This window comes from Enterobacter cloacae complex sp. OE43NF (assembly GCF_023544405.1).
Taxonomy (GTDB): domain Bacteria; phylum Pseudomonadota; class Gammaproteobacteria; order Enterobacterales; family Enterobacteriaceae; genus Enterobacter; species Enterobacter cloacae.
The window spans coordinates 1-22,181 of record NZ_JAMJFW010000034.1; the positions used below are offsets into that span (position 1 = coordinate 1).

The 22,181-nt window shown below is 55.5% G+C and carries 22 protein-coding genes and 3 tRNA genes; 13 read left to right on the plus strand and 12 right to left on the minus strand.

Translation table 11 applies throughout. The annotated features are described in order from the left end of the window. Window positions 1-26: 26 nt before the first annotated feature. Window positions 27-1,055, minus strand: a complete 1,029-nt coding sequence (gene epmB / locus M8370_RS15875) for an EF-P beta-lysylation protein EpmB (RefSeq protein WP_058683928.1) — start codon at window positions 1,053-1,055, stop codon at window positions 27-29. A gap of 40 nt (window positions 1,056-1,095) precedes the next feature. On the opposite strand from epmB, the gene efp reads away from it, so the two are divergent. The 3 genes from efp to ecnB all read left to right on the plus strand — a co-directional run bounded on the left by efp (window position 1,096) and on the right by ecnB (window position 2,096). Then, window positions 1,096-1,662, plus strand: coding sequence for an elongation factor P (gene efp / locus M8370_RS15880; RefSeq protein ID WP_014830362.1), 567 nt, complete (start codon window positions 1,096-1,098; stop codon window positions 1,660-1,662). A gap of 47 nt (window positions 1,663-1,709) precedes the next feature. Then, on the plus strand, window positions 1,710-1,841 hold the full coding sequence (locus M8370_RS15885; protein WP_013095266.1) for an entericidin A/B family lipoprotein: 132 nt from the start codon (window positions 1,710-1,712) through the stop codon (window positions 1,839-1,841). 108 nt (window positions 1,842-1,949) lie between these two features. Then, a complete protein-coding gene (ecnB, locus tag M8370_RS15890) occupies window positions 1,950-2,096 on the plus strand; it encodes a lipoprotein toxin entericidin B (protein ID WP_003025482.1) in 147 nt (48 codons plus the stop codon). Between the two features lie 37 nt (window positions 2,097-2,133). On the opposite strand, the gene M8370_RS15895 is transcribed toward ecnB, so the two are convergent. Further along, window positions 2,134-2,733 carry a response regulator transcription factor gene (locus M8370_RS15895; RefSeq protein WP_045295574.1) on the minus strand — a complete coding sequence of 200 codons (600 nt, stop codon included), beginning with the start codon at window positions 2,731-2,733 and terminating at the stop codon, window positions 2,134-2,136. A gap of 262 nt (window positions 2,734-2,995) precedes the next feature. Between M8370_RS15895 and sugE the strand changes: the two genes are divergently transcribed. Next, entirely contained in the window at window positions 2,996-3,313 is a 318-nt protein-coding gene (gene sugE, locus M8370_RS15900; RefSeq protein WP_013095268.1) for a quaternary ammonium compound efflux SMR transporter SugE, read from the plus strand. On the opposite strand, the gene M8370_RS15905 is transcribed toward sugE, so the two are convergent. Then, window positions 3,310-3,840, minus strand: a complete 531-nt coding sequence (locus M8370_RS15905) for a lipocalin family protein (RefSeq protein ID WP_058678917.1) — start codon at window positions 3,838-3,840, stop codon at window positions 3,310-3,312. The two genes, sugE and M8370_RS15905, sit on opposite strands and share 4 nt — an antisense overlap. Window positions 3,841-3,998: 158 nt before the next feature. Beyond that, entirely contained in the window at window positions 3,999-5,144 is a 1,146-nt protein-coding gene (gene blaCMH / locus M8370_RS15910; RefSeq protein WP_250021350.1) for a CMH family class C beta-lactamase, read from the minus strand. A 132-nt stretch (window positions 5,145-5,276) separates the two neighbouring features. On the opposite strand from blaCMH, the gene ampR reads away from it, so the two are divergent. Continuing rightward, entirely contained in the window at window positions 5,277-6,152 is an 876-nt protein-coding gene (gene ampR, locus M8370_RS15915; RefSeq protein WP_250021351.1) for a LysR family transcriptional regulator AmpR, read from the plus strand. A gap of 29 nt (window positions 6,153-6,181) precedes the next feature. Here the strand turns inward: ampR and frdD are convergent, their stop codons facing one another. The 4 genes from frdD to frdA are packed head-to-tail and all read right to left on the minus strand — an operon-like array spanning window position 6,182 to window position 9,475. Further along, entirely contained in the window at window positions 6,182-6,541 is a 360-nt protein-coding gene (gene frdD / locus M8370_RS15920; RefSeq protein WP_250021353.1) for a fumarate reductase subunit FrdD, read from the minus strand. 10 nt (window positions 6,542-6,551) lie between these two features. Then, complete coding sequence (gene frdC, locus M8370_RS15925; RefSeq protein ID WP_013095273.1) at window positions 6,552-6,947, minus strand: fumarate reductase subunit FrdC; 396 nt, start codon at window positions 6,945-6,947, stop codon at window positions 6,552-6,554. Between the two features lie 10 nt (window positions 6,948-6,957). Beyond that, window positions 6,958-7,692 carry a fumarate reductase iron-sulfur protein gene (gene frdB / locus M8370_RS15930; protein ID WP_013095274.1) on the minus strand — a complete coding sequence of 245 codons (735 nt, stop codon included), beginning with the start codon at window positions 7,690-7,692 and terminating at the stop codon, window positions 6,958-6,960. Then, on the minus strand, window positions 7,685-9,475 hold the full coding sequence (gene frdA, locus M8370_RS15935; protein ID WP_013095275.1) for a fumarate reductase (quinol) flavoprotein subunit: 1,791 nt from the start codon (window positions 9,473-9,475) through the stop codon (window positions 7,685-7,687). The genes frdB and frdA overlap by 8 nt, the downstream gene beginning before the upstream one ends. Before the next feature lie 309 nt (window positions 9,476-9,784). On the opposite strand from frdA, the gene epmA reads away from it, so the two are divergent. Next, window positions 9,785-10,762, plus strand: coding sequence for an elongation factor P--(R)-beta-lysine ligase (gene epmA / locus M8370_RS15940; protein ID WP_014830371.1), 978 nt, complete (start codon window positions 9,785-9,787; stop codon window positions 10,760-10,762). A gap of 43 nt (window positions 10,763-10,805) precedes the next feature. Here epmA and mscM read toward each other — a convergent pair whose 3' ends face one another. The 3 genes from mscM to rsgA form a co-directional block, all read right to left on the minus strand. Then, window positions 10,806-14,129 (minus strand): miniconductance mechanosensitive channel MscM, encoded by a 3,324-nt coding sequence (gene mscM / locus M8370_RS15945; protein ID WP_250021361.1) that lies wholly within the window; start codon window positions 14,127-14,129, stop codon window positions 10,806-10,808. A gap of 19 nt (window positions 14,130-14,148) precedes the next feature. After that, window positions 14,149-15,117 carry an archaetidylserine decarboxylase gene (asd, locus tag M8370_RS15950; protein WP_038984051.1) on the minus strand — a complete coding sequence of 323 codons (969 nt, stop codon included), beginning with the start codon at window positions 15,115-15,117 and terminating at the stop codon, window positions 14,149-14,151. A gap of 96 nt (window positions 15,118-15,213) precedes the next feature. Next, window positions 15,214-16,266 carry a small ribosomal subunit biogenesis GTPase RsgA gene (rsgA, locus tag M8370_RS15955; RefSeq protein WP_013095279.1) on the minus strand — a complete coding sequence of 351 codons (1,053 nt, stop codon included), beginning with the start codon at window positions 16,264-16,266 and terminating at the stop codon, window positions 15,214-15,216. 107 nt (window positions 16,267-16,373) lie between these two features. Here rsgA and orn point away from each other — a divergent pair, with 107 nt between their 5' ends. The 4 genes from orn (at window position 16,374) to M8370_RS15975 (ending at window position 17,433) form a co-directional block, all read left to right on the plus strand. Continuing rightward, on the plus strand, window positions 16,374-16,919 hold the full coding sequence (gene orn / locus M8370_RS15960) for an oligoribonuclease (RefSeq protein ID WP_013095280.1): 546 nt from the start codon (window positions 16,374-16,376) through the stop codon (window positions 16,917-16,919). Between the two features lie 196 nt (window positions 16,920-17,115). Beyond that, window positions 17,116-17,191: transfer RNA gene (locus M8370_RS15965), tRNA-Gly, on the plus strand. Between the two features lie 45 nt (window positions 17,192-17,236). Next, window positions 17,237-17,312: transfer RNA gene (locus M8370_RS15970), tRNA-Gly, on the plus strand. 45 nt (window positions 17,313-17,357) lie between these two features. Further along, window positions 17,358-17,433: transfer RNA gene (locus tag M8370_RS15975), tRNA-Gly, on the plus strand. Window positions 17,434-17,703: 270 nt separating this feature from the next. Here M8370_RS15975 and queG read toward each other — a convergent pair. Further along, the gene (gene queG / locus M8370_RS15980) at window positions 17,704-18,843 is read right to left on the minus strand and encodes a tRNA epoxyqueuosine(34) reductase QueG (protein ID WP_013095281.1); all 1,140 of its coding nucleotides are present in this window, start codon (window positions 18,841-18,843) and stop codon (window positions 17,704-17,706) included. On the opposite strand from queG, the gene nnr reads away from it, so the two are divergent. From nnr to amiB, 3 genes are read left to right on the plus strand one after another with little or no spacing between them, the layout of a single operon-like run. After that, window positions 18,842-20,365 (plus strand): bifunctional ADP-dependent NAD(P)H-hydrate dehydratase/NAD(P)H-hydrate epimerase, encoded by a 1,524-nt coding sequence (gene nnr, locus M8370_RS15985; RefSeq protein WP_250021362.1) that lies wholly within the window; start codon window positions 18,842-18,844, stop codon window positions 20,363-20,365. The genes queG and nnr overlap by 2 nt on opposite strands. Continuing rightward, window positions 20,358-20,819, plus strand: a complete 462-nt coding sequence (gene tsaE / locus M8370_RS15990) for a tRNA (adenosine(37)-N6)-threonylcarbamoyltransferase complex ATPase subunit type 1 TsaE (protein WP_013095283.1) — start codon at window positions 20,358-20,360, stop codon at window positions 20,817-20,819. Before nnr ends, tsaE begins: the two co-directional genes overlap by 8 nt. Window positions 20,820-20,835: 16 nt before the next feature. Beyond that, on the plus strand, window positions 20,836-22,179 hold the full coding sequence (amiB, locus tag M8370_RS15995; protein WP_250021364.1) for an N-acetylmuramoyl-L-alanine amidase AmiB: 1,344 nt from the start codon (window positions 20,836-20,838) through the stop codon (window positions 22,177-22,179). Window positions 22,180-22,181: the final 2 nt, after the last annotated feature.

Below are 22,181 nucleotides of genomic sequence, written 5' to 3' on the forward strand. Positions count from 1 at the left end.
CGGGAGAGGGTTAGGCTGAGGGGAAACTAGCTCTGTCTTAGCTGCAAATCCAGCGGCGTCTTGCTCGGTTCACCGCCAATCTCACGCGCCAGCTTCGGCACCATATAACCTGACACCAGCGTTAACAGTTCACGCACGATCTGCCGGGCTTCTTCATCCGTCACCATGAAATGGGCCGCACCCTGAACGCGATCCAGCACGTGCAGGTAATAGGGCATCACTCCCGCATCAAACAGCGCATTGCTGAGGTCCGCCAGCACGCGGGCATTATCATTTACACCGCGCAGCAGCACGCTCTGGTTCAGAAGCGTCACGCCTGCCTTGCGTAAACGCACCATTGCCGCACGAAATGCATCATCAATTTCATTGGCGTGATTGATATGGTTCACCAGCAGCACCTGCAGGCGGGACTGCTCAAGGCGTGAGACCAGTCCGTCGGTGATACGTGCCGGAATAACAATCGGCAGACGGCTGTGTATGCGCAGGCGCTTAATATGCGGAATGGCTTCAAGCTGGATCAGCAGCCAGTCCAGCTCATGATCTTTCGCCATCAGCGGATCGCCACCGGAAAAAATGATCTCATCCAGCTCAGAATGGGCGGCGATATAGTCCAGCGCGACCTGCCAGTTGCGTTTATTGCCCTGATTTTCGGCATACGGGAAGTGTCGACGGAAGCAATAACGGCAATTTACCGCACAGCCACCTTTCACCAGCAGCAGCGCACGGTTCAGATACTTGTGCAGCAAACCGGGTACCACGCTGTTCTGCTCTTCCAGCGGATCGGTGCTATAGCCCGGTGCCGTAATGAACTCTTCCTGTGCGGTAAGCGTCTGTTTTAATAATGGATCGTCAGGATTGCCTTTCTCCATACGGGCAACAAACGCGCGGGGAACGCGCAGGGCGAAAAGCCGCTTCGCCTCCCGGCCGGCCAGCAAATCGGTATGCTGTTCGAGCTCAAGAAGACGCAGTAATTCATCAGGACTGGTGATTACATCGGCAAGTTGCGATAACCAATCTTCTCTGGACGGGGTGTTTAGGGTTACAATATGCGCCATTTTGTGGCTAAGCTACCAGTTAACAAATTTAGAGGGCCTTATGGCAACGTACTATAGCAACGATTTTCGTGCTGGTCTTAAAATCATGTTGGACGGCGAACCGTATGCGGTTGAAGCCAGCGAATTCGTTAAACCAGGTAAAGGCCAGGCATTTGCACGCGTTAAGCTGCGCCGCCTGCTGACCGGTACCCGTGTCGAAAAAACCTTCAAGTCTACTGACTCCGCTGAAGGCGCTGATGTTGTCGATATGAACCTGACTTACCTGTACAACGACGGTGAGTTCTGGCACTTCATGAACAACGAAACGTTCGAACAGCTGTCTGCTGACGCTAAAGCCATTGGCGATAGCGACAAATGGCTGCTGGATCAGGCTGAGTGCATCGTGACCCTGTGGAACGGCCAGCCTATCGCGGTTACCCCACCGAACTTCGTTGAACTGGAAATCGTTGAAACTGACCCAGGTCTGAAAGGTGACACCGCCGGTACAGGTGGTAAGCCAGCGAAACTGTCTACCGGTGCCGTGGTAAAAGTGCCACTGTTCGTACAGACTGGCGAAGTGATCAAAGTGGATACCCGCTCCGGCGAATACGTATCTCGCGTGAAGTAAGTGTTAAGGCGCAGCGTTGCTGCGCCTGATTTTTGCAGGCAGGGATGATGAAACGCACCGTTAAAATTCTGCTTCTGTTAGCGCTGTCCAGCGCGTTGCTTTCCGGCTGTAATACCACACGTGGAATGGGGGAGGATATCCAGGATCTCGGCCATATCATTTCTCACGCCGCCAGCTAATCCCGTCTAATTTTCCTAAAAATGCTTCCTTTTCCGTCAACTGGCGGGATCTTGTCTATTCTTAAGTTGCTATACACAAAACAACTCTGGCTATAAAAGGAAGATATTATGGTTAAGAAGACAATTGCAGCGATCTTTTCAGTTCTGGTACTTTCTTCAGTGTTAACGGCCTGTAATACCACGCGCGGCGTTGGTCAGGACATTTCTGAAGGCGGTAGTGCAATCTCCGGCGCGGCAACAAAAGCTCAGCAGTAATTTAAAAACGGTACGGGCCCGGACGGGTTTCGTACCGTCAGTTTTCTGATTCCTGCAGAGATAAAAACGGGGAAAAGCGCGTATCCATATGCAATTTCATGCGGATATTTCGCTTATAGGTATAGACCGTTTTTCCATTGATACTCAGGTGAGTGGCAATCTTCTGATTGCTTGCGCCATCCATCCACAGTGTCAACACCTTCTCCTCCTGGCGAGTCAACAGGGGGGCTGCGACCGCAGGGATCTCAACGCTTGCGCGAGTCGTCAGGGCGTCGTTGATGACCGTCGCCAGCGTCTCCAGTCCGGCATTTTTGGTAAGCGAAGCCCATATCGGAAATTGGGACAGAAAGCCTGCCATCTCTTTATCCTCCCCCGACTGCAGCAAAATGAAAGGCACTTTTTCACTGGCGTTCAACAGGGAAGAAAGCTGCTGGAAATGGTGAATGTCCTGCATAAAGCCGTGCAGATCGGCGATAACCACCGACGGATCCCACTGCAGAATATGCTCTCTGGCGAGGATGAGATTATTCAGCCCGGTCACGACGAAGTGCCCGGGAAACAAACCGGAATGATTGAGCCATGCTTCAAACCCCGCGCGGGTGAAGTGACAACGGTCAATCAAAAGAATTTTGAACATAATAGATTCGCAGTCGGCTAGTGGTTTGGCTTCCTGCCATCAGAAAGCACATCATGATAGAGAAGTCGGATGAGTGATAAATGCCTGAACTACGCGCCATACTGAGGCTATTTCTTGCCTTAACAGGTTCAGCACAAAGGGATTGAAAAAAAATCGTTCGTTAACCAAAATAAGTGACCTAATCTATGCCTTACGGGACGACCCGTAAGCGTTTCGTTCACCGGGGACGGCCCCAACTTGCAGTTAAGTTAAGGAGCCTGAAATGTCCTGGATTATTCTTGTTATCGCCGGTCTGCTCGAAGTGGTTTGGGCAATTGGTCTGAAGTACACCCACGGATTTACCCGCCTGACACCCAGCGTGATTACCGTTACCGCCATGATTGTGAGTATTGTGCTGCTCTCCTGGGCGATGCGCTCTTTGCCGGTGGGGACGGCCTATGCTGTCTGGACGGGCATTGGTGCAGTGGGCGCGGCGATTACCGGGATTTTGCTGCTGGGAGAGTCGGCGAGTCTGGCGCGTATCGCCAGCCTCGCGTTGATTGTGTGCGGTATCATTGGGCTGAAACTCAGCGCCCACTAATGCGGTTGTTCTACCCAGATGAGTTTTGACACATCAAACCCTTGCCGGGTCGCAACGTCCAGCATCTGCTGTTTCATCTCTGACGAAATGGTCGGCGTGCGGGAGAGTATCCATAAATAGTCGCGATCCGGCCCGCAGACCAGCGCATGGCGGTACTCTCTGTCGAGGGCGATGACATTGTACCCGCCATAGAACGGGCCAAAGAACGAGACTTTTAGCGCGGCCCGGCGCGGGTCGCCGGTAAAGTACGCTTTTCCCGTCGACTGTTGCCACATCTGCCGATCCGGATTGTATCCACGGTTGATCACCTGAATACCCCCGTCGTCCATCGAACTGTAATGTGCTGTGACTTTCTCTAACCCCCGCTCAAACCGATGATCGAGCCGGGCGATTTCATACCAGGTTCCGAGGAAACGTTGAGCGTCGAAATTACTTACAACAGTGACGCCGGAGGGAGGGGTAGGGGAACTGCAGGCAACCACTAAAAACACGGCTGTCACCGCGGCGATAACAGGCAGAATGCGCATAGGAGTTTCCTTACTGTTTTTTGTTAAGTGTAGATGACAGCAGGGAAATTGCGGAAGATTGTGCAGCGTGTTTCGCCGGGTGGCGCTGCGCTTACCCGGCCTATACAACGCGTAAATTTTGTAGGCCGGGTAAGGCGAAGCCGCCACCCGGCAAAGGTTTACTGTAGCGTCTCGAGAATACGGTAAGCCGTTTCCACCCGTACCGGGTTCGGATAGCTTTTATTTGCGAGCATCACAATACCGATCTGCTTTTCAGGAATAAACGCCACGTAGCTGCCAAACCCACCCGTAGAGCCCGTTTTATGCACCCAGGAGGCTTTTACTGGCGGAGCCGGAGGATTCACTTCTGCGACCGGCAACGGCGCCAGTGCGACCTTATTGTCGCTGCCATCCACCACGGTTTTGGCGTCGACCGGCCAGTTGAGCATCTCCCAGCCTAACCCTTGATACATGGCACCCACGCGCCAGTAGCGAGACTGCGCCAGCGCAATACCCTGCTGCAGAGTGGACGGCGGGAGTGTCTCAGGTGCCATATTGGCCATCACCCAGCTCGCCATATCTTTGACATTAGATTTCACGCCATAGGCTTCTGCATCCAGCATACCAGGCGAAACGTGGACCGCTTTTCCCTCACGATAACCCCATGCGTAGTGCGGCTCTTCAGCGTGTGGAACGTTTATCCACGTATGGTTGAGTTTCAGGGGCTTAAAGACCCGCTCCGCCATGGCCTGCTCGAAGCGCATGCCGGACGGTTTAACGGCCAGTGAGCCAAACAAACCGATGCTGGTGTTGGCGTACAGACGCGTGGTACCCGGGGCCCACTTTGGCTGCCAGGACTGGTAGAAACGCAGCAGAGAGGCGTTATCGGTGACATCATCCGGTACCTGCAACGGCAATCCGCCTGCGGTATAGGTTGCCAGGTCTAGCAGGCGAATGCCTTGCCACTGCTTGCCCGTCAATTCAGGCCAATATTTCGTGACCGGGTCGGCCAGCGAAATCTCTTTGCGGCCAATGGCATCGCCACCCAGCACGCCGGTGAAGGTTTTGCTGACGGAGCCCAGCTCAAATAAGGTTTGCGGCGTGACGGGCTTATTCGCCGCAACGTCTGCTTTACCGAAAGTAAAATAGTGTGGCTGGCCCTGATAAATGACGGCCACGGCCATTCCGGGTATGGCCTGCGCCTTCATCAGGGGCGTAACGGTACGTTCCACGACGTCAGCCAGCTGTTTTTCTGACATCGGCGCGGCAAAAGCAGAGCAAGCAACGCTGAGCAGCAGGGCGCAGCTTAGGGATTTTTTCATCATCAGTTATCTTCCGTAATAGCGAATCAAGGGGATGTCCGGGCCCGTCAGACGTTCGTAGTCTGGGTGATTTGACTGAGGCTGACAAACGGTTAAATTTAGCATTAGCTGTTAATTTTTCTAACGGAAGGAACCATGACACGCAGCTATCTCCCTCTTAATTCGCTTCGGGCGTTCGAAGCCGCCGCCAGGCATCTCAGTTTTACTCATGCCGCGATTGAGCTGAATGTGACCCATTCCGCGATTAGCCAGCACGTTAAGGCGCTGGAGCAACACCTTAACTGCCAGCTGTTTGTCCGCGTTTCGCGCGGGTTGATGTTAACCACCGAAGGCGAGAATCTGCTGCCGGTGCTGAATGACTCCTTCGATCGTATCGCAGGCATGCTGGATCGCTTTGCTAACCATCGGGCGCAGGAGAAGCTGAAAATTGGCGTGGTGGGGACCTTTGCCACTGGGGTGTTATTCTCACAGCTGGATGATTTCCGTCGCAGTTATCCGCATATCGATCTTCAGCTTTCGACGCACAACAATCGCGTCGATCCGGCAGCGGAAGGGCTTGATTACACCATTCGCTACGGTGGGGGAGCGTGGCACGGCACGGAGGCGACGTTCCTCTGTTCAGCGCTGCTGGCACCACTTTGCACGCCTGACATTGCAGCCGCGCTGCACACCCCTGCCGATATCCTGAAGTTTACCCTGCTGCGCTCTTACCGGCGCGACGAGTGGACAGCCTGGATGCAGGCCGCCGGAGAAAACCCGCCTTCACCCACGCATCGGGTGATGGTGTTTGATTCGTCGGTCACTATGCTGGAGGCCGCACAGACAGGCACAGGCATTGCTATCGCCCCTGTCGATATGTTTACCCATCTGCTGAACAGCGAGCGCATTGTGCAGCCGTTTACGACGCAGATTGATCTTGGCAGTTACTGGCTAACGCGGCTGCAGTCACGCGCCCAAACCCCGGCAATGCGTGAATTTGCTCAGTGGCTGGTGGGGAAGATGCCGAAATAACAGGCCCGCCGGAGGGCGGGCCTGGTGTGTCAGATAGTGACTACGGCAATCAGTGTGACCACGGTCAGGATAGTTGCCAGACCGTAGAACACCCATTTACCGCTCGGTACGTGGATCTTCAGATCATGCATCGCATGATGGATACGGTGCAGGCCGCACCACAGCGGCAGGACAATCATCAGGAAGATGAATACCCGGCCAATAAAGCTACCTGCAAATGCCAGGACGCGCTCATAGCTCAGCGCATCACCGGGGAACAGACCCAGCGGCAGCGTAATGCCGACCAGCAGGATAATGACAGGCGCAATGATGGCACTCCACATGCCGCCTGCGCCAAAGAGGCCCCAGAAGACCGGCTCGTCTGAACGTTTTGGATTTGGATTGATCACAATAGTCTCCTTACCAGAACAGTGCGACAAACAGAATGACCACAGAGACCACTGCCGTCACTGCCCAAAGCCCTTTAATGACCGGCTCTGGCCCCATTTTCTCGCCTTTTACGATAATATTCGCCGCTTTTGGCGCCAGTTCAAACCAGGTTTTGGTATGAAGCAGGGCGGCTGCGAGCACAATCAGGTTCAGGATCACGATGATCGGGTTTTGCAGGAACCCGACAAAACTGGCCCAGGTTTCAGGACCATGTTTGAGGGCAAAGACGCCATACATCAGTTCAAGGCTGAACCAGACCGCAGGCACCGCAGTGCCTTCACGCAGCATATAGAAGCGATAAAACGGCAGTTTCTTCCACCAGGTGGACGGCATCGGCCGCACGTAGGCTTTGCGTTTAGTCGTCATCATGCACTCCTTAGCGTGGTTTCAGGGTGGCGATAAGAAAGTCTTTCGAGCTTTCCACTTTACCCTGCTGAATAGCGGCGGCCGGGTCGACGTGCTTCGGACAGACTTCGGAGCAGTAGCCCACAAAAGTACAGCTCCAGACGCCGTTCTGGCTGTTAAGCTGCGGCATACGTTCTTTTTTACCGTGGTCGCGGCTATCCTCGTTGTAGCGGTGCGCCAGCGTGATCGCCGCCGGGCCGATGAACTCAGGGTTCAGGCCAAACTGTGGACACGCGGCGTAGCAAAGACCGCAGTTGATGCACCCGGAGAACTGATGGTATTTCGCCATCTGGGCGGGTGTCTGGGTATTCGGTCCCTGATCCGGCGTGCGCGGGTTGCCAATGATGTACGGCTTAATGGCTTCCAGGCTTTCGATAAAGTGGGTCATATCGACCACCAGATCGCGCTCAATCGGGAAGTTGCCCAGCGCTTCAACCTTGATGCCTTTGGTGTAATCACGCAGGAAGGTTTTACAGGCCAGTTTCGGTACTTTGTTCACCATCATGCCGCAGGAGCCGCAGATGGCCATGCGGCAGGACCAGCGATAGCTCAGGTCCGGTGCCAGGTTATCCTTGATATAGCCGAGCGCATCCAGCAGAGAGGTTTGCTCGTCATAAGGCACTTCATAGAAAGCGCTGTGTGGCGCGGTGTCCACTTCCGGGTTGTAGCGCACCACTTCAACTTTCAGTGTTTGCATCTCAGCCATTCGCCTTCTCCTTCTTCTCGGCGGCTTCTGCTTCTGCGCCGTAAACGCGTTTAGCCGGTGGCAGCGTTGTGATCTTCACGTCGCTGTAGTCCAGACGAGTGGTGCCATCCGCGTCGCGCCAGGCGAGGGTGTGTTTCAGGAAATTGACGTCGTCACGCTCGGTGCAGCCCTCATCAAGACGCTGATGCGCCCCGCGTGACTCTTTGCGTGCCAGCGCAGAGTGCGCCATACATTCCGCGACGTTCAGGCCGTGACCGAGCTCGATGGTATAAAGCAGGTCGGTGTTGAACACGCTGGAGGTATCGGTGATGCGCACGCGTTTGAAACGCTCCTGCAGTTCCGCCAGCTTATCGACAGTTTTCTGCATCAGCTCTGGTGTACGGTAGATACCGCAGCCCTCTTCCATCGACATGCCCATTTCGTCGCGGATTTTCGACCAGTTTTCGTTGCCTTCCTGGTTGACCAGATCCTTCAGCCGTTTCTCGACATCAGCAACCTGCGCGTCCAGTGCTGCGCCGTTGGCTTCGCCCGCCGTTGCGGCACGCTCCATTGCGCGTTCGCCCGCCATGCGGCCAAAGACAACCAGCTCAGCCAGTGAGTTTGACCCGAGACGGTTGGCACCGTGCAGGCCGACAGAGGAGCATTCGCCGACGGCGAACAACCCTTTGATGCGCGTTTCACACTGCTGGTCGGTTTCGATCCCACCCATGGTGTAGTGTGCTGTTGGGCGTACCGGAATCGGCTCTTTCACCGGGTCGACACCCACGTAGGCTTTTGCCAGCTCGCAAATGAACGGCAGACGTTCCAGCAGTTTCTTCTCGCCGAGGTGACGCAGATCGAGGTAGACCACATCGCCACGCGGCGTGGAGATCGTGTTGCCTTTGCGCCACTCATGCCAGAAGGCCTGAGACACTTTGTCGCGCGGGCCGAGCTCCATGTATTTGTTTTTCGGCTCACCGAGCGGCGTTTCCGGGCCCATGCCGTAATCCTGCAGATAACGGTACCCATTCTTGTTGACCAGAATACCGCCTTCGCCGCGGCAACCTTCCGTCATCAGAATGCCGGAACCCGGCAGGCCGGTAGGGTGATACTGGACAAATTCCATATCGCGCAGCGGTACGCCGTGGCTGAGCGCCATGCCCATACCGTCACCGGTGACGATACCGCCGTTGGTGTTGTAGCGGTAAACCCGGCCCGCGCCGCCCGTTGCCATCACTACCGCGTTAGCGCGGATCTGCACGAGCGTGCCTTCCATCATGTTCATCGCCACCAGACCACGCGCGTGACCGTCATCGACCAGAATATCGAGGACAAAATGTTCGTCAAAACGCTGGATTTGTGGGAACTGAAGGGAGGTCTGGAACAGGGTGTGCAGCATATGGAAGCCGGTCTTATCGGCGGCAAACCAGGTGCGTTCAATTTTCATTCCGCCGAAGCGGCGAACGTTGACGCTGCCGTCCGGACGGCGGCTCCACGGGCAGCCCCACTGTTCAAGCTGGGTCATCTCCGTTGGACAGTGATGTACAAAGTAGTCAACGACATCCTGTTCGCAAAGCCAGTCGCCCCCTGCAACCGTGTCGTGGAAATGGTATTCGAAGCTGTCATGATCCTGCGCAACGGCGGCGGATCCTCCTTCTGCGGCAACTGTGTGGCTGCGCATCGGATAGACTTTTGAAATCAGTGCGATTTTAGCGTTGGGATTAGCCTGTGCTGCAGCAATCGCAGCACGTAATCCCGCTCCGCCAGCGCCTATTACGGCAAGATCGGCTTGAAAAGTTTGCACGACATTCCTCCAGATTTTTGTTATTTCGCAACGCGATAAACTAAAGGTAGCCCACCTGTCCGCAAGGACGATTGCGAAAGCGTTTCCACTGCTCCTTTATGGGTAAAGAAGTATAACCGCGCGAACGGCAGGGAAATTTGACGTGTTCGATTTTTTTGCTGTTCTGTGCGGTGATTTATCATCATGAATGATGAATTCCGTCACGTGATAGTTGCCCTAAATGAAATGCGATTTTTATTGCGCAAAATTTGTCTCTGTCCGTGCTAACGAGTAGACTTCGTGCCCTTGTCTGAAATCGGAGAATTACCCATGAGCGAAACGGCCACCTGGCAGCCGAGCGCATCCATCCCCAATCTGCTGAAACGCGCTGCAATTATGGCGGAGATCCGCCGCTTCTTTGCCGACCGCGGAGTCCTTGAGGTGGAAACGCCGTGCATGAGTCAGGCTACGGTAACGGATATTCATCTGGTGCCGTTTGAAACCCGTTTTGTTGGCCCCGGCCATTCACAGGGCATGAACCTCTGGCTGATGACCAGCCCGGAATACCATATGAAACGCCTGCTGGCGGCAGGGTGTGGCCCGGTGTATCAGTTGTGCCGCAGTTTCCGTAATGAAGAGATGGGGCGTCACCATAATCCGGAATTCACCATGCTGGAGTGGTACCGTCCGCATTACGATATGTACCGCCTGATGAACGAGGTAGACGATCTGCTGCAGCAGGTTCTCGACTGCTCAGAAGCGGAAACGCTCTCTTATCAGCAGGCTTTCCAGCGTTATCTGGAAATTGATCCACTGTCAGCGGATAAAACCCAGCTGCGCGAAGTCGCGGCAAAACTGGATCTGAGCAACGTGGCGGATACTGAAGAAGATCGCGACACGCTGCTGCAACTGCTCTTCACCTTTGGGGTTGAACCGCAGATTGGCAAAGATCGTCCGACTTTCGTCTACCACTTCCCGGCAAGCCAGGCTTCTCTGGCGCAGATCAGCACTGAAGATCACCGCGTGGCGGAGCGTTTTGAGGTCTATTACAAGGGCATTGAGCTGGCGAATGGCTTCCATGAACTGACCGACGCCCGCGAACAGCAGCAGCGTTTTGAGCAGGATAACCGCAAGCGCGCCGCGCGAGGTCTGCCGCAGCAGCCTATTGATACTAACCTGCTGGAGGCCCTGAAAGCGGGTCTGCCGGATTGTTCTGGCGTGGCGTTGGGTGTGGATCGTCTGGTGATGCTGGCGCTGGGCGCGGAACAGCTGGGCGATGTGATTGCTTTTACCGTCGATCGAGCCTGACGGCAGTACCCCCTCTCCCATGGGAGAGGGGGTACTGGCTGGCTTACAAACTCCCCGCCGGGCGTTTACGCGCCGCAGAGGTTAATGTTTTTCCTGTCTTAAGTCCGTCCAGGCTTTCCAGACGCATCTGGAACGGTGGGAACGGCATATCAATACCGTGCTCACGGAAGCCAGCCAGAATCAGCTGGTGGATCTCATGGCGTAGCGGCATACGGTGCCCCATTTCGGCGGCGTAAATACGCAATTCGAAAATCTGGATACCCTGCTGGAGATCGACCAGGAACACTTCCGGCGCCGGGTTATCAAGGACCAGCGTGCAGCGTTCGGCGGCGGTGTAGAGGATCTGTGTGACCTCTTCACTGTTGGCATCCGAGGGCGCCGGTACCGTCAGTACCACACGCGTGACGGAGTCTGACAGCGACCAGTTGATAAACTGCTCGGTGATAAACGCCTTGTTGGGCACGATGATCTCTTTGCGATCCCAGTCGCTGATCGTGGTGGCGCGGGTGTTGATTTTGGTGATGCTGCCTGTCAGATCGCGGATCGTCACCGTATCGCCAATACGAATCGGTTTTTCAAACAGGATAATCAGGCCGGACACAAAGTTAGCGAAAATCTCCTGCATGCCAAAGCCCAGACCAAACGTCAGCGCGGCAACCAGCCACTGCAATTTAGACCACTCAATACCAATCATAGAGAACCCCACCATCCCGCCAAAGAGCAGAATCAGGTATTTGGTGATGGTGGTAATGGCATAGCCCGTACCAGGAGTTAAATCCAGGTGCTGCAACAGCGCCAGCTCCAGCAGTGCCGGGAAATTACGCACCAGCTGCGTGGTGATGATCAACACCAGAATGGCAATCAGCACCGCACCTAAGGTTATGGGCTCCAGGCTCTCCACACCCTGCACCGTGGACGTCACATCCCACAGCGAGATGTTCTCCAGGAAACCAAACGCGGAGTGGATTTCTGACCACAGGAAGATCACCGACAGCAGCGCAATCAGCATCAGGATGGAGCGTACCAGACGCAGAGACTGGGTGCTGATAGCGTCGAGATCCAGCTCAACCTCGTCCGCATCTATCGTGCCTTCGGTGCTGTTGACGTGGTTTGGCTCATCCTCGCCTCGCGCACGCTGGGCGAGGATCTCTGCCCGACGGTGCTTGGCGCGGTCAAACGCCAGACGGCGTCGCTGGATCAACATCCCCCGGCGGATGACGTGATAGATCACCAGCAGCAGGAACCAGATGGCAACGGAGGTTTCCAGTCGCGCCAGCAGTGCCTGCGAGGTCGCCAGGTAACCCACCGCTGCTGCCAGCATGGCAACCAGGGGGGCGCACAGCAGCAGGTTCCAGAGCATGCGGTTAAACATGTTGTCGCCGCTGCCGGTTTTATCCAGATAGAGCGGTATACCAGCCCGTTTCAGGCTGAGCGTGACGATGGCCAGCGCACCGCATATCAACATAAAGCAGAGACGGCCCAGCGATCCCGAAAACTCCCGGTCATTGAGATTATCAAACATGATCAGTGCCATAATCAGCGGCACAATCAGCCCGATGCTCATCAGGTAGTAACGCATGGCGCGCGCCACGCGGTTACGCGGCCAGCCAAAGTGAGCAATGAACAGACCATTCGGTCGCGCAAACGTGGCGCAAATCATCACTACCCACAGCAGGGGGACGGTAGCGGTCACGCCATCGCCAATGGCGACCGCGAGCGGGTAGGGCCAGGCCTCCCGCAGTCCATAACCGAGCGTCATCCACAGGACCGGCAGCGGCGAGGCGACAAGTATTGACCAGAACACGGTACGCAGCGTCAGCCAGAAGTGATCCTGCGTAACCTTACCCACCCGGGCGCTGGAGCGTTCCAGGAAGCGGGTGAAGTGTCTGCGTGAGTAAATGCTAAAGCCCACCAGAATCAACGCGCCCAGAAGAGGGAAAATGGTCTCTTTGCTGGTGAGCATCATCACGCTGGCTTTTCCAAGCTGGCTAAAGGTATCCAGCGAGATCAAACGGCGCAGATCCTGAACGATCTCGATTGGCCATGAGAAGGTCATTGGGCGCACGTCAGAGGTCCAGAAGAGATAACGGTGCGTTGCCTCGTTCACCTCTTTCAGCGCATCTTCCAGCTGACTGTTGGAGACCTTCAGCTTGGTCAGCTCCAGAATCAGCGTATCCCCGCCCTGTAACAGGGAGTTCAGCAGCTCGCGCTGGGTCCGCAACTGGGCTTCCAGAATACGGTTTTGCTCGCTGGTGAGAGGCTGCCCATCGGCCTGACGGATCTGGCGGATTTGCGGCTGTTTATTGAGAAGGTCTTCATAGTGCAGGCGTTGAACACGCAGCTGCGCCATCTCGGTATCCAGCTGCTGCGGTTTTGGCATCTCCGGCAGGCGTGAAACCTGGGCGCGTAATGCCTCTCCCAGCAGGTTGGACGAGCCCAGCCACTGAGACTGCTCGCGCAGGGTGTTGAGCGCCTGGCGAACCTGAAGGGTTTGATTGGTGGCCTGACGTTGCTGGGACGCCACCAGATCCATACGCTGCGCCTGCTGATTCAGTGCAGCAGAGAGTTCACGGTTAACCTTAAACTGGTCAACGATGCCCGCTGGCAGGTTATCGCTGTTTTCTGCCAGCAGCTCGGTGCTTTCCAGCGCGCGCTCAGCTTCACGCTGGCGCTGGCTGTTAAGTTGATTACGTAAAGCCTGCAGGTAAGCATCGAGCTGTTCGCTCTGCTTTTGCGCCAGTTCGGAGCGCATCCGCGACAGCTCCTGGCGGTTGTTTGCCGAGAGCTGCGCCAGCTCCAGTTCATCGACCAGTGCTTTAAGTCTGGCTGATTCAGCCTGAAGCGACAGATTTTGCGCCTGGTTCTGCGGTGTGTTACCCGTTTGGGTACCGATACGGCGCTCAACCTCGTTGAGCTGACGGCGGGCATCGGTTTGCTGTTGCGGAAGCTGGCTCAGCGAGTCGGCGATTTCACGTGCGCGTTCCTGCTCCTGCTGTGCCAGACGGCTCTTTTCCAGAAGCTGACTGCTAACCTGCAGGATCTCCTGATTCAACGCGTCAGAGGTCATGCCAGCAGGCACATCGCGCGGTTCATCGCGCAGATTGCTCAACTGATTGCGTAGCGTTTGCGAGAGTTTGGGGAAGTTGTCGATAACCTGCTGATATTGCTGAGCGCGCTCGAGGGAGCCTTTCCGCTCCTCAAGCGCATTCAGTGCAGACTGGAGCGACTCCACGGTCTCTGGCTGAGCGGGTTTTGCCGCTTTCGCCTGCTCCAGTTCCTGGGTTATCTGTTTTGCGTCGGGGGCTGTCGCTGCGTACGCCCCCATGCTGAGGAACCAGGCCATCAGTAGTACGATAATCGGGCGCACGTCAGCGTTCCTTCTGTTGTTAGCCTTCGTCTTTTTTGTCGTCAACCAGCGGGCTGGCGTCAAGTTCGGCCTTGATCTCTTCTTCCGGGAGCGGTGCAGGCTCTGCGTCCGGCGTCACGAAAGGTTCAGTCGAGACCGCCAGCGGCTGGCCGAGTTTGGTGACCGACAGGCTCTGGAGCTGTTCAACCAGTTTCACTTTGCCAGGGGCAAAGAGGTTGATAACCGTGGAACCCAGCTTGAAGCGACCCATCTCCTGGCCTTTCAGCAGAGCGACCGCGCCTTCTTCTTCACCGGCAGGCCAGGTCCAGCGTTTGATCACGCCTTCACGTGGCGGGGTGATGGTTCCAGCCCAGACCGTTTCGATGCTGCCGACAATCGTTGCACCCACCAGAATCTGCGCCATTGGGCCAAATTCAGTATCAAACAGGCAGATGACGCGTTCGTTACGCGCGAACAGGTTGGGAACGTTTTGCGCGGTCAGGTGGTTCACGGAGAACAGATCGCCCGGCACGTAGATCATTTCACGCAGGATCCCGTTGCACGGCATGTGCACGCGGTGATAGTCACGCGGAGAGAGATAGGTGGTGGCGAAGGTACCGTTGCGGAACAGATCCGCCATCAGGTAGTTGCCCGCCAGCAGCGCTTCCAGGCTGTAGTTGTGGCCTTTTGCCTGCAGGATTTTATCGTCTTCGATGTTACCCAGCTGGCTAATCACGCCATCTGCAGGCATGACCAGCACGTTAGGATCGGTATCAACCGGGCGGACTTCGTCACGCAGTGGGCGCACGAAGAATTCGTTGAAGGTGCGATAGCTGGCGGTATCTGGCTTCTGCGCCTCTTTCATGTCGACCTTGTAATATTTTACGAAAAGGTCGATGACCAGTTTGGTCAGCCAGCCCGCTCGTTTGCTCGCGCCCCAGCCCGCCAGGCGAGTGAGCCACAGTTTTGGCAGAATGTATTGAAGCGAAAGTTTAAATGCGTTTAACAAGGTAGCCTCCAGGCCATTTTTTGTCGTTCCTGATCCGGCTGTAATCAGCCGGAACCTGAAAAAAGGGGACGATTTTAGCGGTGCTTAGCTTAGTTGTCAGTTATCAGAATCAGAAAAGTTTTTACGCGTTTTTACCTGATCCATGCTCTCAAGAATGCGGTGGTAGTTATCAAAGCGGGTCTCCGCAATCTCACCTTTCTCGACCGCTTCGCGGATGGCACAGCCCGGGTCGTTATCGTGTTTGCAATCCCGGTATTTGCAAGCCCCTAAATAATCATGGAATTCGACAAATCCGTTGAAGATTTGTTCCGGTTCAAGGTGCCACAAACCGAATTCGCGCACGCCCGGAGAGTCAATCACATCGCCGCCATGCGGGAAGTGGTAGAGACGAGAAGCGGTAGTGGTGTGCTGGCCCAGGCCCGAGACATCAGAGACATCGTTAGTCAGAATTTCTTGCTGGAGACCGAGAAGATTATTCAGCAGGCTGGATTTCCCCACGCCGGACTGACCCGCAAAGATACTGATGCGCCCGGTCAGCGCTTCTTCTAAGGGTTTCAGGCCATCTTTGGTGTAGCTGGAGACCATCAGCACGCGATAACCGATCTTGCGGTAGATATCCATCTGCTCATTCACGAAGTCCATACCTTCATCATCCAGCAGATCGATCTTGTTCAGAACAATGATTGGCTCAACCTGTAACGTTTCGCAGGCAACAAGGTAGCGGTCGATAATATTGAGCGACAGCTCGGGCAAAATCGCCGAGACGATGACGATCTGGTTGATATTGGCGGCAATGGGTTTAACCCCGTCGTAGAAATCGGGACGGGTAAGTACCGACGTGCGCTCGTGAACCGCTTCAACGATACCTTTGACCGTTACGCCTTCCGCCGCCTCTTTACCTGGACGCCAGACAACGCGATCGCCGGTAACCAGCGAACGAATAGTTCGTCGAATATTGCAACGGTGGATCTCACCGTCGGCGGATTCCACGTCGGCATGCATACCGAAACGGCTGATGACGACGCCTTCCGTCGGCTCACCAAACAGGTTGTCGTCGTAATCGACCTTCTCCGAAGTGGTTTTAAGACGGCGCTGGTGATTGGCATTCACGCGGCGCTGCTGCCCTTTGGAGAGTTTATTTTTACTCAATCGCGCTGGCTCCTGGTCGCCCGTAAGGGGCAAAACCTCTATGATACACTCTAATTAATACTAGTTAACCTGCTACAGCCGGTTATGCGAGAAGGGTGGAAAATAACATGAGCGCGGATGAAAACAACCTGATTTGGATCGATCTTGAAATGACCGGGCTGGATCCCGAGCGCGATCGCATTATTGAGATTGCCACGCTGGTCACCGATGCAAACCTGAATATTCTGGCGGAAGGGCCAACCATTGCGGTGCACCAGTCCGACGATCAGCTGGCGTTGATGGATGAGTGGAACGTGCGTACCCACACCGGCAGCGGGCTGGTTGAACGGGTGAAGGCGAGCACGATGGGCGACCGCGAGGCGGAGCTGGCGACGCTTGAGTTTCTGAAACAGTGGGTCCCGGCGGGCAAATCCCCTATCTGTGGTAATAGCATTGGCCAGGATCGTCGTTTCCTGTTTAAGTACATGCCGGAGCTGGAGTCTTACTTCCACTACCGTTATCTGGACGTGAGCACCCTTAAAGAGCTGGCGCGCCGCTGGAAACCCGAAATCCTCGATGGCTTTAAAAAGCAGGGTACGCATCAGGCGATGGACGATATCCGTGAGTCCGTCGCGGAGCTGGCGTACTATCGCGAAAACTTTATTAAGCTGTGATTTTGAGACCTGGCGCCTTGCGTGGCCGGGTTTTTGTCGTTAAATTGTTCAGCTTGCCGATTAAATAAGCACTTGAACTGATTTTCGAAAAAATCGCGTTGAGGGGGGTTGCAGCTAAAAGGATTTCTCGTATAATGCGCCTCCCGTAACGACAGAGAAATACGCGTTACGACAGCAACAAAAGCAGTACAAATTTGCGGGAATAGCTCAGTTGGTAGAGCACGACCTTGCCAAGGTCGGGGTCGCGAGTTCGAGTCTCGTTTCCCGCTCCAAAATTTGAAAAGTATCGCAAGATACGCCAGCACCAGAACACCCAAGCGGGAATAGCTCAGTTGGTAGAGCACGACCTTGCCAAGGTCGGGGTCGCGAGTTCGAGTCTCGTTTCCCGCTCCAAAATTTGAAAGTATCGCAAGATACGCACAGCTTCAGAACACCCAAGCGGGAATAGCTCAGTTGGTAGAGCACGACCTTGCCAAGGTCGGGGTCGCGAGTTCGAGTCTCGTTTCCCGCTCCAAATTCTTCTTGATATCAAAAATATCCACAGCGATAAAATGCGTTGGGGACGTTTTCTATTACTTCCGAAATACTCTTGTAAACAGAGTTATCCACAGATTTTGGGTATGACCGAAACCGTGTGAAAAGTTAGCAGGGTGAATAGTATCTCTGTAACTTGCTGTATATGCTTGAGAAAATTTGATTTCAAAATGTTATTGAGATCACTTGACCTCATCTCCAGCCCTGATGCTGCTTGAGTTTGTAATTTTATTCACAGGCTGTGAATAGTTCACGCATCCCGCGGAAGCCCTTTTTCTATCACCCTCACCAGGCGTTGTTTTTGCGGTGGTTGCACCTCAACCACGCAGGCATTTCGCTTCTCGATTTGCTGCGCAATCGCCCACTCTATGTGTTCATCGAGAAGTGGGTGCTCACCTCTACGGCTCTCAAGCGCCCGGATATTCGCTTCATCCCACGGGGCATTCCCCAGCGCAACGGCGACATTACGCAGCCAGCGCAGATGGCCAATACGGCGAATGGCCGAACCTTCCGTCACTTTCAGGAACCAGGCTTCACTCCAGGCGAACAGTTCAATGAGCTGTGGCGCATGCAGCGCCTTACGCGGGCTAAAATCCTCTTCGTCTGTGAGCTGCGAATAACGGTTCCACGGGCAAATTAACTGGCAGTCGTCGCAGCCGTAGATGCGATTGCCAATAAGTGGTCGGAATTCTTCAGGGATCGCCCCTTCCAGTTCGATGGTGAGGTAAGAGATGCAGCGTCGGGCATCCACCGTATAGGGCTCAACGATAGCGCCCGTCGGGCAGATAGTCATACAGGCCACGCAGCGCCCACAACCTTCTTCTACCGGGCCGTCTACCGGCAGTGGTAAATCAATCAGCAGTTCACCAAGGAAAAAGAACGATCCGGCGTCGCGGCTCAGAATAAGTGAGTGCTTACCAGTCCAGCCAAGCCCGGCTTTTTCAGCGATAGGGCGCTCAAGAACAGGCGCGGAGTCGACAAACGGTCTAAAATTCAGCGAAACACAGTGCTGCTGAATAGTTTCGCCGAGTTTTTTTAGTCGGTTACGCAGAAGCTTATGGTAATCACGCCCCAGGGCATACCGGCTAACGTAACCGAGAGAGGGATTTTTTAACGTACGCGCAAAAGCCGCGTTGGCGGGAAGATAATTCATGCGTACGCTGATAACGCGTAACGTACCCGGCAACAGCTCGTGTGGACGGGCCCGCATCATGCCATGACGCGCCATCCACTCCATTTCGCCGTGGTATTGTTTATCCAGCCAGGCCTGCAGTTTTGGCTCGCTGGCGGAGAGATCGGTGTCGGTGATCCCCACCTTCTGGAAGCCCAGTTCAGCACCCCACTGTTTTATTTTTTGCGCTAACTGATTGAGATCGAGGGGCTGTGACATGACGGACCATACTGTGAAGAAAAACCCCGCAAGTATACCACATTCCATCTGGCATGCGGATGACCTCAGACGCGCCGAAAAAGAGGCTGCAGACAGTCTTGGCATTACCCTTTATGAGCTCATGCAACGGGCGGGTGAGGCGGCATTCAACATTGCCCGCAGTGCGTATCCGCAATCCGGCCACTGGCTCATTTTATGCGGACACGGCAATAACGGCGGCGATGGTTACGTTGTCGCCCGTCTGGCGGTCGCGGCAGGTCTCCGCGTTACGTTACTGGCGCTGGAGAGCGATAAGCCGCTGCCGGAAGAAGCCAGCGCCGCGCGGGAAGCCTGGCTGAATGCAGGCGGAGTGATTCATGCATCCGATATCGTCTGGCCAGAGGATGTTGATCTGATTGTTGATGGTCTGCTGGGCACCGGGTTACGTAGTGCGCCCCGTGATAACGTAGCCGCTCTGATTGCGCGCGCCAATGCCCATACCGCGCCGGTGGTGGCGCTGGATATTCCCTCTGGTCTGATGGCAGAAAGCGGTGCGACACCGGGAGCGGTGATCCTGGCCACGCATACCGTCACGTTTATTGCCCTGAAGCCCGGGTTACTCACCGGGAAAGCGAGGGATGTGGTGGGCTCGTTGCACCATAACGCCCTGGGGCTGGAGAGCTGGCTTGCCGGGCAGGAGACACACCTTTCCCGCTTTGATGCTACTCAGCTTAGCCACTGGCTGCCGCCGCGTCGGCCAACGTCGCACAAGGGCGACCACGGCAGGCTGGTCATCATTGGAGGCGATCACGGCACGGCTGGCGCAATCCGGATGACGGGGGAAGCTGCGTTGCGCAGCGGGGCGGGGCTGGTCCGGGTGCTGACGCGCAGTGAAAATATCCCGCCCATTATTACGGCCCGACCAGAGCTGATGGTGCATGAGCTTACGCCGCAGACCCTTGAAGAGAGTCTTGAGTGGGCGGATGTGGTGGTGATTGGCCCGGGACTCGGGCAACAGGCCTGGGGTAAGCAGGCGCTGCAAAAGGTCGAGAATTTTCGTAAACCGATGCTCTGGGATGCCGACGCGCTGAACCTTCTGGCAATCAACCCGGATAAGCGTCACAATCGCATCCTGACGCCACACCCCGGCGAAGCCGCGCGGCTGCTTAACTGCAGCGTGGCAGAAATTGAAAGCGATCGCTTACTTTCTGCTCGCCGTCTGGTAAAACGTTACGGAGGTGTTGCCGTTCTCAAAGGGGCGGGAACCGTCATCGCAAGCGATGAGGCACTGGGCATTATTGATGCCGGAAATGCGGGCATGGCGAGTGGCGGAATGGGCGATGTGCTTTCAGGTATCATCGGCGCATTGCTCGGGCAGAAACTTCCCCTTTATGATGCAGCCTGTGCCGGCTGCGTGGCTCACGGTGCGGCGGCTGACAGCCTGGCTGCACGGTATGGCACACGCGGTATGCTGGCCACCGATCTTTTTTGCACGCTGCGGCGTGTTGTTAACCCGGATGTGATTGACGTAGAAAATGACTAATCGAGCGATTCCTTTACCTGATGAACAAGCCACTTTAGAACTCGGCAAGCGCGTGGCGCAGGCCTGTCAGGGGGCGACTGTCATTTATCTTTATGGTGATTTAGGTGCGGGTAAAACCACCTTCAGCCGGGGTTTTTTGCAGGCGTTAGGCCATAACGGGAATGTGAAAAGCCCAACCTACACGCTGGTAGAACCGTACACTCTTGAAAATCTCATGGTGTATCACTTCGATTTATACCGACTTGCGGATCCTGAGGAGCTGGAATTTATGGGGATCCGTGATTATTTTGCCAATGATGCCATCTGCCTGGTGGAGTGGCCGCAACAAGGTGCGGGTGTGTTGCCTGACCCGGATGTCGAAATTCACTTAGATTACCAGGCACAAGGGCGTGAGGCGCGCATCAGTGCTGTTTCCTCATCAGGCAGTTCCTTACTGGCGCGTTTAGCCGGTTGAGCGTAGGGATGACGGGATGATAAATCGCGTTAAAGGTTGGTTATTGGCTGCCACAGTGCTGCTGTGCGCGCAGGCTGGTGCGGCAAGCCTCTCGGATATTCAGGTGTCGAACGGGGAGAGTCAGGCCCGGATCACGTTCAGTTTTATGGGCGACCCTGAATATGCTTTTTCTCAACCAGACAGCCGAAGCGTGGCGCTGGATATCAAACAGACGGGTGTGATCCAGGGGTTGCCCTTGCAGTTCAGCGGTAACAACCTGGTCAAAAGTATTCGTTCCGGTACGCCAAAAGACAGTCAGTCATTGCGCCTGGTGGTCGATCTGACCGAAAAGGGTAAAACGCGGGCGGTGAAGCAGCAAAACGGCGCGAATTATACGGTGGTCTTTACCATCAATGCCGATGCGCCTCCGCCACCGCCACCGCCACCGCCGCCGGTTGTGGCGAAACGGGTGGAAGAGCCGGTTTATACCCCGCGCCCGTCTGAACCTGCGCGTAATCCGTTTAAAACCGACAACGATCGCATCACCGGCGTCACCAGTAGTAATACCGTGACGCGCCCGGCGGCCAGCGCGCGTCGGGTGGTCAGCGGTGATAAAGTGATTATCGCCATTGATGCCGGTCATGGCGGGCAGGATCCTGGTGCAATTGGTCCAGGTGGTACGCGCGAGAAAAACGTGACCATCGCCATTGCCCGTAAGCTACGGACGCTGTTGAACAATGACCCGATGTTTAAGGGCGTAATGACCCGTGACGGCGATTATTTTATCTCCGTGATGGGACGCTCAGACGTGGCGCGTAAGCAAAATGCTAACTTCCTGGTCTCCATTCATGCGGATGCCGCGCCAAACCGTAACGCCACGGGGGCATCGGTGTGGGTGCTGTCAAACCGTCGGGCGAACAGTGAAATGGCTAACTGGCTTGAAGAGCATGAGAAGCAGTCCGAACTGTTGGGTGGTGCGGGCGATGTGCTGGCCAACAGCCAGTCTGACCCGTATCTCAGCCAGGCGGTGCTCGATTTACAGTTCGGTCATTCTCAGCGCGTCGGGTATGATGTCGCCACCAACGTACTGAATCAGCTGCAAGGCATCGGGGCATTGCATAAACGCCGTCCGGAGCATGCGAGCCTTGGGGTTCTGCGTTCGCCGGACATTCCATCGATCCTCGTGGAAACGGGCTTTATCAGTAATAACAGCGAAGAGCGTTTGCTGGGCAGCGACAGCTATCAGCAGCAAATTGCCGAAGCGATTTATAACGGTCTGCGTAAATACTTTGAGGCTCATCCGCTGCAGTCTGCGCCGCAGGGCGGTGCAGCCCAGACGGCCAGCGCCGTGCTGCCGGGTGAGATGACCGCGACCAACTAAGG